This window comes from Pseudescherichia sp. AS216, from assembly GCF_037152055.1.
GTDB lineage: Bacteria > Pseudomonadota > Gammaproteobacteria > Enterobacterales > Enterobacteriaceae > Pseudescherichia.
The window spans coordinates 335117-347847 of sequence record NZ_JBBCMV010000003.1; the positions used below are offsets into that span (position 1 = coordinate 335117).

10 protein-coding genes and 1 tRNA gene are annotated in these 12731 nt (G+C 57.0%); 5 read left to right on the top strand and 6 right to left on the bottom strand.

From position 1 onward, the window contains the following. The first annotated feature begins 16 nt into the window (after positions 1-16). The 4 genes from ada (at position 17) to mgtE (ending at position 4913) form a co-directional block, all read left to right on the top strand. The gene (gene ada, locus WFN61_RS10890; RefSeq protein ID WP_257758150.1) at positions 17-1081 is read left to right on the top strand and encodes a bifunctional DNA-binding transcriptional regulator/O6-methylguanine-DNA methyltransferase Ada; all 1065 of its coding nucleotides are present in this window, start codon (positions 17-19) and stop codon (positions 1079-1081) included. Further along, positions 1081-1725 (top strand): DNA oxidative demethylase AlkB, encoded by a 645-nt coding sequence (alkB, locus tag WFN61_RS10895; protein WP_257758149.1) that lies wholly within the window; start codon positions 1081-1083, stop codon positions 1723-1725. The genes ada and alkB overlap by 1 nt, the downstream gene beginning before the upstream one ends. Positions 1726-1805: 80 nt before the next feature. After that, the gene (locus tag WFN61_RS10900; RefSeq protein ID WP_144817034.1) at positions 1806-3449 is read left to right on the top strand and encodes a multidrug ABC transporter permease/ATP-binding protein; all 1644 of its coding nucleotides are present in this window, start codon (positions 1806-1808) and stop codon (positions 3447-3449) included. A 27-nt stretch (positions 3450-3476) separates the two neighbouring features. Then, on the top strand, positions 3477-4913 hold the full coding sequence (gene mgtE / locus WFN61_RS10905) for a magnesium transporter (protein WP_257758147.1): 1437 nt from the start codon (positions 3477-3479) through the stop codon (positions 4911-4913). Here mgtE and WFN61_RS10910 read toward each other — a convergent pair. Further along, positions 4876-6123, bottom strand: coding sequence for a SulP family inorganic anion transporter (locus tag WFN61_RS10910; RefSeq protein ID WP_257758143.1), 1248 nt, complete (start codon positions 6121-6123; stop codon positions 4876-4878). The two genes, mgtE and WFN61_RS10910, sit on opposite strands and share 38 nt — an antisense overlap. A 257-nt stretch (positions 6124-6380) precedes the next feature. Here WFN61_RS10910 and mqo point away from each other — a divergent pair, with 257 nt between their 5' ends. Further along, positions 6381-8036, top strand: coding sequence for a malate dehydrogenase (quinone) (gene mqo, locus WFN61_RS10915; protein ID WP_257758142.1), 1656 nt, complete (start codon positions 6381-6383; stop codon positions 8034-8036). Between the two features lie 59 nt (positions 8037-8095). Here mqo and WFN61_RS10920 read toward each other — a convergent pair whose 3' ends face one another. The 5 genes from WFN61_RS10920 to WFN61_RS10940 form a co-directional block, all read right to left on the bottom strand. Continuing rightward, on the bottom strand, positions 8096-9166 hold the full coding sequence (locus WFN61_RS10920) for a hypothetical protein (protein ID WP_257758139.1): 1071 nt from the start codon (positions 9164-9166) through the stop codon (positions 8096-8098). Between the two features lie 30 nt (positions 9167-9196). Next, the gene (locus WFN61_RS10925) at positions 9197-10249 is read right to left on the bottom strand and encodes a hypothetical protein (RefSeq protein ID WP_337038676.1); all 1053 of its coding nucleotides are present in this window, start codon (positions 10247-10249) and stop codon (positions 9197-9199) included. 188 nt (positions 10250-10437) lie between these two features. Beyond that, positions 10438-10514 (bottom strand) — tRNA-Pro (locus tag WFN61_RS10930). Positions 10515-10589: 75 nt separating this feature from the next. Beyond that, entirely contained in the window at positions 10590-12347 is a 1758-nt protein-coding gene (gene yejM / locus WFN61_RS10935) for an LPS biosynthesis-modulating metalloenzyme YejM (RefSeq protein ID WP_257758137.1), read from the bottom strand. A gap of 18 nt (positions 12348-12365) precedes the next feature. Beyond that, positions 12366-12593: a YejL family protein gene (locus WFN61_RS10940; RefSeq protein ID WP_042389941.1), complete on the bottom strand. Its 228-nt coding sequence runs from the start codon at positions 12591-12593 to the stop codon at positions 12366-12368. Positions 12594-12731 lie beyond the last annotated feature (138 nt).

Genomic DNA, 12731 nt, shown 5'->3' on the forward strand with positions numbered 1-12731 from the left:
AAGAGAGGAGCCTGATATGAGCGTAACGACCTTTATTGAAGACGAGCAGCGCTGGCAGGCGGTGCTTGAGCGGCGTGCGGACGCGGACGATCTTTTCGTCTTTGCCGTCATGACCACCGGCATCTTTTGCCGCCCCTCGTGCCGGGCGCGCCACGCTCTGCGCGAAAACGTGCGCTTCTTTGCCGATCCACAGACGGCGGCGCAGGCGGGGTTTCGTCCCTGCAAGCGCTGCCAGCCTGACAGACCCGCAGACAAGCGCAGCCTGGCGCAAAAAATTACCGCTGCCTGCCGTCTGCTGGAGCAGGAGACGCCGATAACCCTGGCGGCGCTGGCGCAACGGGTGGGTCTCAGCCCCTACCATCTTCACCGCCAGTTTAAAGCCGTTACCGGCATGACGCCGAAAGCCTGGCAGCAGGCCGCGCGAGCGAAGCGCCTGCGCAATGTGCTTGCTCACAGTACAACCATTACCGATGCGGTGCTGGCCGCTGGCTTCCCGGACAGCGGCAGCTACTACCGCAAGGCGGATGCGTCGCTGGGTATGACGGCTCGCCAGTATCGTCAGGGCGGGGAGGGGGCAGCGATCCGCTACGCGTTAACGCACTCTACGCTAGGCCGCTGTCTGGTGGCCGAGAGCGAGCGCGGTATCTGCGCGATCCTGCTGGCTGACTGTGACTCGCTGCTCACCGCCGAGCTGCACACGATGTTTCCTCAGGCTCAGCTTATGCAGGATGATGCCGACTTCAGCGCCCGGGTTGCCGAGGTAGTAGCGACAATTGAAAGTCCTGGCCGCCCGCTGGCCCTGCCGCTGGATCTACGCGGCACCGCCTTTCAGATGCAGGTCTGGCAGGCACTGCAGGCGATCCCGGCAGGGGAAACCGCCAGCTATCGCGCCGTTGCCAGCGCCATCGGCAAGCCGCAGGCGATCCGCGCCGTAGCCAGCGCCTGTGCGGCCAACCGCCTGGCGATCGTGATCCCTTGCCATCGTGTGGTTCGTGGGGATGGCATGCTCTCGGGCTACCGCTGGGGCCCGGCGCGCAAGGCCCAGCTGCTGGCGCGCGAATCGTTAAAAGAGGAGTCATAATGCTCGATCTGTTTGCCGATGCTGAACCCTGGCAGGAGCCGCTGGCACCGGGGGCCACTATCCTGCGTCGCTTTGCCCTTGCCGATGCCGATGCGCTGCTGGCCGACATCAATGCGGTCGCCAGCCAGTCGCCGTTTCGCCAGATGATCACCCCCGGCGGCTATACCATGTCGGTGGCGATGACCAACTGTGGCCGCCTGGGCTGGACGACCGACGCGCGCGGCTACCGCTATGCCCCTGGCGATCCGCTCACCGGCCAGCCGTGGCCTGCTATGCCGCCCGCCTTTGCCGCGCTATGCCAGCAGGCTTCAACGGCGGCAGGCTACAGCGATTTTCAGCCGGACGCCTGCCTGATCAACCGCTACCTGCCGGGCGCCAAACTCTCTCTGCATCAGGATAAAGACGAGCCGGATCTGCGGGCACCCATCGTTTCGGTCTCGCTGGGCCTGCCTGCTGTTTTCCAGTTTGGTGGCAGCCGACGCAGCGATCCGCTCAAGCGCCTGCTGCTGGAGCATGGCGACGTGGTAGTGTGGGGCGGCCCGTCGCGGCTCTTCTATCACGGCGTGCAGCCGCTTAAGCCAGGCCAGCATCCGGCGACCGGCGAATGCCGCTACAACTTAACCTTTCGCCGGGCAGGTAATTAAGAATATAAATCAGAATTATTCTTGATCCGTTACAGCAGCAGTTTACACTGCGGGCTGATTTTTCTTGCCGGATCGCTCTCATGGAACTTCTTCTTCTTGTCTGGCGGCAGTACCGCTGGCCCTTTATTGCCGTCATCCTCTTGACCCTGCTCAGCGCGGCGCTTGGCATTGGCCTCATTGCCTTTATTAACGCGCGGCTCATCGAGAACGTCGATATCTCCCTGACGGTGCTGCCGGAGTTTCTCGGCCTGCTGCTGCTGCTGATGGCGGTGACCCTTGGCTCGCAGCTGGCGTTGACCGCCCTCGGCCATCACTTTGTCTACCGTCTGCGGGGAGAGTTCATTAAGCGCATCCTCGACACCCAGGTGGAGCGCGTGGAGCAGTTAGGCAACGCCGCGCTGCTGGCCGCGTTGACCAGCGACGTGCGTAACATCACCATCGCCTTTGTGCGCCTGCCGGAGCTGGTGCAGGGGATCATCCTGACCGCCGGATCGGCGGCTTACCTGGGCTGGCTCTCTGGCAAAATGCTGCTGGTCACCGCCCTGTGGATGGCGATCACCATCTGGGGCGGTTTTGTGCTGGTGTCGCGGGTCTATAAGCATTTAGCGAGACTGCGTGAAACCGAAGACAAGCTGCACCATGACTATCAGACGGTGCTGGAGGGGCGTAAAGAGCTGACCCTCAACCGCGAGCGTGCCGAGGCGATCTTTAACAACGCTTACCTGCCGGATGCGCAAGAGTATCGCCACCATATTATTCGCGCCGACACTTTCCACCTCAGCGCGGTTAACTGGTCAAACATCATGATGCTGGGGGCGATTGGCCTGGTATTCTGGATGGCTAACGGCCTTGGCTGGGCGGATACCAACGTCGCGGCGACCTTCTCCCTGACCGTGCTATTCCTGCGCACGCCGCTGCTGTCGGCGGTAGGGGCGCTGCCGACCCTGCTCAGCGCCCAGGTGGCGTTTAACAAACTTAAGCAGTTCTCTCTTGCGCCCTATAACCCTGAGTTCCCGCGCCCGACCGCCTTTACCGGCTGGCAGACGCTGGAGCTGCGTGACGTGACCTTTACCTACCAGGAGGGCGCTTTCTCCGTTGGGCCGATTAACCTGACTCTGAAGCGCGGCGAACTGGTATTTCTGATCGGTGGCAACGGCAGCGGCAAGTCGACTCTGGCGATGCTGCTGACCGGTCTCTATCAGCCGGTGTCGGGCACCATTCTCATCGACGGCCAGCCGCTGGCTGCCGGGCGTGAAGAGGACTATCGCAAGCTCTTCTCGGCGGTATTTACCGACGTCTGGCTGTTTGACCAGCTCATTGGCCCGGAAGGGAAGCAGGCCGATCCGGCTATCGTCGACAGATGGTTAGCGCAGCTGAAGATGACCCACAAGCTGGAGCTAGAGAACGGCAAGATCCTGAACCTCAAGCTGTCGAAAGGGCAGAAGAAGCGCGTGGCCCTGCTGCTGGCGCTGGCGGAGGAGCGCGATATCATCCTGCTGGATGAGTGGGCTGCCGATCAGGATCCGCACTTCCGCCGCGAGTTTTACCAGACGATCCTGCCGCTGATGCAGGCCGAAGGGAAAACCATTTTTGCTATTAGTCACGACGACCACTACTTTATACATGCCGATCGCCTGCTGGAGATGCGCAGTGGCGTACTCTCAGAGCTGACAGGAGAAGAACGAACGCTCGCGTCCCGCGACGCCGTTTCACGCACCGCATAGGAATAAATAAAGGATAAGGAGTCGTTAATGTCCGCCACCCCTAAAAATAGCGCCCGCCTTCGCGACGAGGAGCGGGCGCGCCTCATCTGGCTGCTGAATACCAACAGCGCCATTACCTCCCAGATCCTCGGCAAGCTGACCCTGGTCGAGCAGTTCGACGGCAGCGCGCTAAACGATGATATTGCCGAAGTTGGCGTGCTGGTCTCCCATCTCCCGGCCCCGGACCTGGCGGATACGTTGGAGGCGCTGCCCACCGAGGAGCGGCGAGCGCTGTGGCGTCTGGTTGACGATCTCAAACGCGGGGACATCCTGCTTGAGGCCACGGACAGCGTGCGCGAGGATCTGATTGAGGAGATGAGCGATCAGGCGCTGCTGGAGGCGCTGCGCGGGCTGGATATCGACGAGCAGATCTATCTGGTTAAGCGTCTGCCGCGTAACCTCACCGGGCGGCTGGAGGCTTCGCTGCCCCCGGACGATCGCGCCCGCGTGCATCAGGTGATGAGCTACGAGCAGAACAGCGTGGGTGCGCTGATGGAGTTTGAGGTGATCACCGTCCGTCCGGAGGTGACCCTGGAGACGGTGCAGCGCTATCTGCATCGCCTCGGCAGCATGCCGCAGAACACCGATAAGCTTTTTGTGACCGATCGCGAAGGGCTGCTGCTCGGCGAGCTGCCGCTGCAAACGATTTTACTTAATGATACCCAGACGCGGGTCAGCGAAGTGATGCAGGACGATCCTGTGACCTTCTCGCCTCATGACGATGCGGAGAAGACCGCCCGTACCTTCGAGCGTGACAACCTGGTGAGTGCGCCGGTGGTCAACCCCGACGGCAAGCTGCTGGGACGGGTGACCATCGATGAGATTGTTAACGTGGTCTATGAGGAGAGCGATAACGACATGCGGCTGATGGGCGGTCTTAGCCCAGAGGAGGATGTCTTTGCCCCGGTCGGCAAAGCGGTCAAGAACCGCTGGGCGTGGCTGGCGATCAACCTCTGTACCGCCTTTATCGCCTCGCGGGTGATTGATGGCTTCGAGCATACCATCTCCCAGCTGGTGGCCCTGGCCTCGCTGATGCCTATCGTCGCCGGGATCGGCGGCAATACCGGCAACCAGACCATCACCATGATCGTGCGCGCGCTGGCGCTACAGAATATTCAGCCGGGGAACTACCGCTTTCTCATCTTCCGCGAATTGGGCGTGGCGCTGATCAACGGCCTGGTGTGGGGCGGAATTATGGGCGGCGTGACCTGGTGGCTCTATGACGATATGGCCCTCGGCGGGGTGATGACCCTGGCGATGGTGCTAAACCTGCTGCTGGCCGCCACTATGGGGGTGCTGATCCCGATGATTATGGTCCGGCTGGGGCGCGACCCGGCGGTCGGCTCCAGCGTAATGATCACCGCCCTGACGGACACCGGCGGCTTCTTTATTTTTCTCGGTCTGGCGACGATTTTTCTGCTGTAGCGCGTTTTTTACGGCTAAAGACCGGAGGCAGAAGGAACATCAGCGCGACGCCAGCCACTACGCCAATCGCCAGGTTCCCGGTGGTGACGGTGGCAATCACCGTCACCAGCATTACCAGCGTCTCGGCTACCGGGGCGCGTTTTAACTGCGCAGGCTGAATGCTGTGCCAGTTGAAGGTCTTCACCGCCACAATCACCATGATCCCGGCCAGCACCGCCATCGGGATCTTCGCCATCACGTTGCTCAGCGCGGTCACCAACAGCAGCAGGACCAGCCCCGCGGCGATGGTCGAGACGCGGCTGCGCCCTTTACCCATCTCCACGTTGACAATGGTCTGGCCGATCATTGCGCAGCCTGCAATCCCGCCGTAAAAACCCGCCAGAATATTAGCGATGCCAAGACCCGCGCTCTCGCGGCCCTTGTTTGACGGCGTTTCGGTGAGATCGTCCACCAGCTTCGCCGTCAGCAGCGACTCCATCAGGCCGACAAAGGCGATGCTCAGGGCACAGGGCCAGACGATGCTCAGCGTGGTCAGGTTAAACGGCACCAGCCACTGAGTCAGGCCGGGGAGGCCACCCTGCATCGGGCCTTCGTCGCCCACTACCGGCAGGATCTGCCCGGAGAAGACGGTAAACAGAGTCAGCACTACGATAGCGACCAGCGGGGAGGGGACGCTCTTCAGCACCTTCGGTAGCCAGAGCACAATCAGGATCGTCAGGACAAATAGCCCGAGGATCAGCGGATCGCGGGTCCAGAAGTGCGGCACCTGCGCAAAGAAGATCAGGATCCCCAGTGCGTTAACAAAGCCGGTCATCACCGTGTGCGGAATAAAGCGCATCAGGCGCGCCATTCCCGTCAGGCCAAAGACGATCTGAATCAGCCCCGCCAGTAAAACGGCAGGCAGGATGTACTCCACTCCGTGCTGGTGCACCATCGGGCCGATCACCAGCGCCACGGAGCCCGCGGCGGCCGTAACCATGGCCGGGCGGCCGCCAAGGAAGGACATCCCAAGGCAGAGTACCACGGAGGCGATCAGGCTCACGGTGGGATCGACGCCGGCGATCACCGAGAAGGAGATCACTTCCGGGATCAGGGCCAGCGCGGTCATCACCCCCGCCAGGGTTTCACGCATCAGCAGAGACGGCGAGCGCAGCACCGTGGCGACGTTTCCCGCTTGTACAGGAGTTAAAGCTTTTTGAGCATCAGACATAGAGTTTCACAGAGTCAAAGCGGACGGAAAGTGTGCAGTGTAGCAAAGCGAAGAATAGTAGCGGCGCAGCGCAGGAGATACCAGTTTTTTTGTCATAGACGTTATAAAAATCTAACTTTTTGTTAACATCTATCAACTTGCTGTGTACTATCTCAACAATATTTAAATTCTCGGATGAGGGTGGTAGGTTAGTTGTCCGGGTAATTTCACTCCAATAAATTCCAATAAAGCAGTACTAATTGTAGGGCATTATCATTATGAAAAAAATGCGTGCCGTGCTCTCTTCTGTGGCTACGGGTAGTCGCGCTGCCTCACGGACAGGGAAGGCAACTGCGGCGAAGAAGCGAGAAACTGATGTACTCCTCCTGGGTGGTGGCATTATGAGCGCCACGCTGGGAACCTATCTGCAGGCGCTGGAACCAACGTGGTCGATGACCATGATTGAGCGCCTGGATGAAGTCGCAAAGGAGAGCTCCGAGGGCTGGAACAACGCCGGCACCGGGCACGCTGCATTAATGGAACTGAACTACACGCCGCAAAAGGCCGATGGCAGCGTGAGCATCGACAAAGCCATCGAAATCAACGAGGCGTTTCATCTCTCCCGCCAGTTCTGGGCTCACCAGGTGAAAGCGGGCGTGCTGAATAATCCCCGCTCCTTTATTAACACCGTACCGCACATGAGCTTTGTGTGGGGGGAAGAGAACGTCAACTTCCTGCGCGCCCGCTACGCTGCGCTCCAGCAGAGCAATCTCTTCAGCGGCATTCGCTACAGTGAAGACCACGCGCAGATCAAACGCTGGGCACCACTGGTGATGGAGGGGCGCGATGCAAAACAGAAAATTGCCGCCACCCGCACCGAGCTGGGGACGGACGTCAACTTCGGCGAGATCGCCCGCCAGCTGGTGGCCTCTCTGCAAAAGCACGAGAACTTTTCACTAAACCTGAGCACCGAGGTGCGCGCCATCAAGCGCAACGCCGACGGCCGCTGGGCGGTGACCGTTGCCGACGTCAATCATCCTCGCAGCACGCGCACTATCATCGCGAAGTTTGTCTTTATCGGCGCGGGCGGCGCGGCGCTGAAACTATTGCAGGAGTCCGGCATTCCGGAAGCGCGGGACTTTGCCGGTTTCCCGGTGGGCGGACAGTTCCTTGTGTCCGACAATCCGGACGTGGTGAACCGCCATCTGGCGAAGGTTTACGGCCAGGCGTCGGTCGGCGCACCGCCGATGTCGGTCCCGCATATTGATACCCGCATCCTTAACGGCAAGCGCGTACTGCTCTTCGGACCGTTCGCCACCTTCTCGACTAAATTTCTCAAGAACGGCTCCCTGTGGGATCTGCCGCGCTCAACCACCCCGTCTAACCTGATGCCAATGGTGAAGGTGGGGCTGACTAACTTCAGCCTGGTGAAATATCTGGTAGGGCAGGTGCTACAGAACGACGATGCACGCTTTGCCGCCCTGCGCGAATACTATCCGCAGGCGAAAAAAGAGGAGTGGCGTCTGTGGCAGGCGGGGCAGCGGGTGCAGATCATCAAGCGCGATCCGCTGCTGGGTGGCGTTCTGCGCCTCGGAACCGAGGTGGTAAGCGACCAGCAGGGCACCATTGCCGCGCTGCTCGGCGCGTCGCCGGGGGCCTCTACCGCAGCGCCAATCATGCTGGAGCTGATGAAGAAGGTCTTTAAGGCCCAGTTCGCGTCGCCCGCATGGCAGGCGAAGCTGAAGGAGATCATCCCGAGCTTTGGTATGCAGCTTAACGGCAACGTCGAAGCGACCCAGCGGGTCCTGCAGCAGACAAGCCAGGTGCTGGACCTGACCTATGAGCCGCAGCCGGTGGTGGATGTGGTTCCTGTGGTGAAAGCGGCACAGAAGCAGGTACAGGTTGAGGTTGACGCGGTAACGGATCTGGCGTGATGAAAAAAATGCACTGGCCGTAGAGCCAGTGCATTACCTTTATAAAATCGGCAACTCATTCAGCTTACGCTACTCAGTTTTAAATACCCATTACCATCTTTAACTACATCGACAGATGCTGAATTACCAAATTGATCAAAAACGGTAAAGTTAGCTTGCCCGCCCGAGTCGGCGATGGGGCCCACATGCACATTAACATTATCATATTGTATGCCGGTCTGAATACGAACAAACATTATTTGGCCGCATTGTTGATGAACACTAACGCCATATTGTAATAAAAAGTAATTTTGGTTAGTAACAAAGCTACATTTGGCAGTGTAATTAGTGCCGGTGGTGGTTGGATTATTTTCTGAAAGAAGAAAGCTGTGTGCGACGTTAAAGAAATATTGATTTGAACTCGATTGATCATTTATTTGATATTGCAAAAACGCTGTAGGTGATTCAGGGGTGCTCACAGGCTCAAACTGAGTTAGCCTGAAATAGGGATCATCAATTCTCAGTCCATAGACAGTCATTTCCTGAGGATAATAATCTATTACAACCGTGTTTTCACTTAATAATTGAAAGTTTGGCTGATCGTCTACGATATTAAAGATGATTGGCATTGTGTTTCCGTCGGACATACCATAGCGCTTAGGCGGATAAACCGTTACTGCCACAGAGCTTTGCGATTTGTTGCCGCTTGCCGTACTGTACTTTACTTTTGTACCGCTGCTGTCAGTGTAAGACAGTAACAGCGCTACTTTTTCAGAGCCATAGCTAGGGTTAATGGTGCTGTCGCTGGAAAGGTAGTAGTCAAACTCATACTGATAGGCGATATCGCTGCTGGCCGTGACAGCGTTGTTTGCCATCGGCAAGTTGGGCAGGTAAACAGAGCCATAGCTTCCCTTAGAGCCGGTTTTTAGGTACGAGAGGGAGGCACCGGTTTCATAATCAATCAGGCTCAGCGCGGCTTTGACTTCATCTGCGGTTGGCCCCCCCTGTGATATATTGGTAAGGGTCAGACTCAGGCCAACGGTGACTTTAACCTGATGATTACCGTTGGCAAAAAGATACGCTTGACTCAGATTCGGGTTGTCCGTCCAGATTTTAGCGGAGCTCACCCCTTTAACATTATCCCATGACATAATATTACCTCAGGTTTATCTAATTAATATTTAACTAATGCTAAGAGGCAGTGCATCCGCACCGTTTGAGTAAGCTACGATGTAGGTGCTGTTGCCAAACTGATCATACGCCTGGATACGCACACGATTACTCATATCGGTTGCATGGTTCAAACTCTCCACGGAGGTGTGTGCCCCCAGAAACGTTATCTGATTTTGTTGCTGGTGAACTTCAATATGTTCAGTAAGGAGGGTAGTGTGAGAGTCATCCATATCAGAACGGAGGACAATTTGTACACCGTAGTCAAACGCTCCGCATTTTACATTTGGGAAGAAGGCATTATAAACGATATCCCATTTCGGTTTGGATTGCGCTTTGTAGATATAATAGGGATTATGTGCATTGTTTTCATCCGGGTCGCTGCAACCATCAAAGTAAAAAAGCTGAAAGTAGGGATCGTCAATATAAAACCAGATTACTGTAAAACTATCGCCAGAGTGATTAAAATGACCGCTGTAGTCCCAGCAATCTGCCTCGGCAACGGCTTTGCTGCTGTAGGTAATATTGGTGCGGTTTTCCCCTTTCATACCATATAACTTAGCGGGGTAGCAGGTTATATAGACACAGGTTTTCGTATTGTAATTTCCGGTGGCGGACGTCTCCTGTACTACCCTGTTTCCCGACGTATCAGTGTAGTCCAGCTTAAGCGCAACCCCTTCAGCATGGGCCTCCGCGTTCATGCTCGTTGGGCTATACACATAGTAAGTTAACTGATAGTCATAGGTCCCCGACTCTGCACTCGCTGCGTCACTATCAGCGGCTGACAGGGCAAGGGAGGGGTCGTAAATCGCAGTGTATCTTCCTGCGGTCGTTATTTTTAGGTATTTTAGCGGACCGCTGTCCTGATCGTTAATTAGTGACAGCGCATTCGATACCTCTTGTTGGGTTGGGCCTGCCGTAGTACCGCTTTTTAAATTGAAAGAGATCCCGACGTTCAGCAGCAGCTGATGGTTATTGTTGATAAACAGATGCCCCTGCGTCGAGTCAGAATAGTTTGTCCAGATTTTGATATTTTTAATACTTGAAACATTATCCCATGACATAGTGTATGACCTCATGTTGATGACGCTTGTGAGTGATACCAACGATCTTCAACTCAGCTACAGCATGAGGGATATTCAGCGATTAGAAAATGCACTATAAATAGTCGGTGAAGAGAGGTTTTTTATACGTAGGCAAAAAGCAGGCATAAAAAAACCAGCCGTAAGAGGCTGGTTCTTCTGGGATTTTTTGGTCGGCACGAGAGGATTTGAACCTCCGACCCCCGACACCCCATGACGGTGCGCTACCAGGCTGCGCTACGTGCCGATCTGTGGCGCTAATAGTACCCTTTTTACCATCGAATGCAAGAGGCAACCCGCCGACTGATTCATAATTAATCAATCAGTTAGCGATAAAGCGCTTTTCATCCGTCAGCACCTGCAACAGCAGGCTGAGCTGCGGCTTCTGATCGCCGATCTTCTTACCTTTCAGGTCATAGGTCTGATAGGTGCCGTTGTGCTTTAGCACCAGCGTCATCGCCGGCGTGGTGACCGCCAGCGTATCGCTATTGGCGGCGGTGACCCAGTTATGACGACGCGTGGCGTTAAACAGATCCTGCCCCTGAGAGTACTCGTTCGCCGGGGTGCTGACGTGCAGCAGGCGCTGCATCAGGGTGGTCATCACATCTTTATGGTCGGTCAGCTTGCTGATGCGCTGGGCAGGCGTGCCCGGCCAGTGGATCACCAGCGGTACATGCAGATCGCCCCGCGACCAGCCCTCGTCCATGTCACTGCTCTCAGCGGAGACGCCGTGGCCCGCCGTAATGATAACCACCGTTTTATCCAGCTTGCCCGCGTCGCGCAGGGCGGTCAGCACGCGTTCAATCTGTGCATCGACGTTACCAGCGGCCCGCGCATAGCGACGTTCGAAGTCCTGCTGCTCTGCGTCCAGCGACGTGCCGTTCAACGCAATCCATGAGAACCAACGGTTATCTTCCTGCGCATAGCGATCCAGCCAGTTAATCCACTGGTCGGCGGTCTGCTTATCAGACTGCGCCTTCGCTACAGGCAGGGAGAAGTCAGAGAGCAGCGCCTGGCGATAGAGCGAACTGCTAAAGCCGTCCGAAGAGAAGAGGCCCAGCTGGTAACCCTGCTGGTTAAGCGCGGTCACCAGCGCCGCCGGAATACGCGCCGACAGCACACCGTCCATGTAGGAGGGCGAGATACCGTAGAACAGGCCAAACAGGCCGTTGTCAGTATCGTTACCGGCGCTCATGTGCTGGGTAAAGGTGATGTTCTCTGCGGCAAACCCTGCCAGCGACGGCATCTCTTTCTCGTAACGCGCATAGTTCAACGCGTCGACGGTGATCAGCAGCACGTTCTGACCCGGCCCCATATCACGATAGCGCAGATCGCTCAGCGGATACTGCACCGACACCGCCTCCGGGTTCCCCTGTTCAACCAGCCGACGCTGATACTCCTGGGCATCCAGCAGGCCATGCTTCTCCAGGAAGCGGCGCGCGGTCATCGGGTAGGAGAGCGGCAGGTTGGCGCGCTGCATGGTGATTGGCCGGTAGAAGTTGGCATCAGCCCAGATATAGCTCAGGTGCGAGGCGATAAAGGCGGTAAAGAACAGGGCGGCCACCGGCTTGGCATAGCGGCGACGGCGCGTCAGGCTGCGCAGCTTCTGCCAGCTCCAGTTGGCAAACAGCAGCTCTACCAGCAGGATCACCGGCACGCTGATAAACATCAGCTGCCAATCGCGGGCCATCTCGTTCTGGTCCGGGTTGATCACCAGCTCCCAGACGATAGGGTTAAGGTGCAGGTGGAAGCGGGTAAAGACTTCGCTATCGATCAGCAGCAGCGTCATGCCGATGGTAGCCAGCACGGCGGAGAACCCGCGCATCAGCCGCTGCGACATCACCACAAAGGTGAGCGGAAAGAGGATCAGCAGATAGGTGGCAAATACCAGAAAGCTGAAGTGGCCGATGACGCTCAGCCAGGAGTAGATCCTGCCGCCAAGCGTGGTCGGCCAGTCGGCGACGAACAGGTAACGGCTGCCAAGAACCATGGCCAACAGAATGTTGAACAGGGCAAACCAGTGCCCCCAGCTAACCATCTGGGAGACTTTTTCTCGGTAGCGTTGACGATGAGTCACCATAAAATGCCGTCGTTGTCCTTAATGCGCTTTATCGTCAGCCACGGAGGACTGCAACGCCTGGGCGAAGGATTTCGCAATAGCCTGCCGCTGTGCCGGGGCAACGCTGGTGTTGATCAGGTTGGTGACCATGTTTCCCAGCACCATCAGGGAGAGATCGGTCGGAACCTTGTGTTTTTCCAGCACGTTCGCCAGCTCGCTCAGCAGTTGTTCAACGTGTTCATCACTATAACGGGAAATCTGTGGCATAAAATCAGAATCAGTCTCTTTATGAAAGGGCAACATATTACCGTAGCAACAGCTTTTTTTCTGCTTTTTTATCTCTGGTTTGATCTCTGGTTGCGCTGTTACCTCTGCGGTGGTTGAATACCGCCGGTCTAACAGGAG

Coding starts and splice junctions, on each gene's coding strand:
- alkB (WP_257758149.1), top strand. CDS start 1,081: ATGCTCGATCTGTTTGCCGATGCTGAACCCTGGCAGGAGCCGCTGGCA.
- yejM (WP_257758137.1), bottom strand. CDS start 12,347: ATGGTGACTCATCGTCAACGCTACCGAGAAAAAGTCTCCCAGATGGTT.
- WFN61_RS10920 (WP_257758139.1), bottom strand. CDS start 9,166: ATGTCATGGGATAATGTTAAAGGGGTGAGCTCCGCTAAAATCTGGACG.
- WFN61_RS10900 (WP_144817034.1), top strand. CDS start 1,806: ATGGAACTTCTTCTTCTTGTCTGGCGGCAGTACCGCTGGCCCTTTATT.
- mgtE (WP_257758147.1), top strand. CDS start 3,477: ATGTCCGCCACCCCTAAAAATAGCGCCCGCCTTCGCGACGAGGAGCGG.
- ada (WP_257758150.1), top strand. CDS start 17: ATGAGCGTAACGACCTTTATTGAAGACGAGCAGCGCTGGCAGGCGGTG.
- WFN61_RS10925 (WP_337038676.1), bottom strand. CDS start 10,249: ATGTCATGGGATAATGTTTCAAGTATTAAAAATATCAAAATCTGGACA.
- WFN61_RS10940 (WP_042389941.1), bottom strand. CDS start 12,593: ATGCCACAGATTTCCCGTTATAGTGATGAACACGTTGAACAACTGCTG.
- WFN61_RS10910 (WP_257758143.1), bottom strand. CDS start 6,123: ATGTCTGATGCTCAAAAAGCTTTAACTCCTGTACAAGCGGGAAACGTC.
- mqo (WP_257758142.1), top strand. CDS start 6,381: ATGAAAAAAATGCGTGCCGTGCTCTCTTCTGTGGCTACGGGTAGTCGC.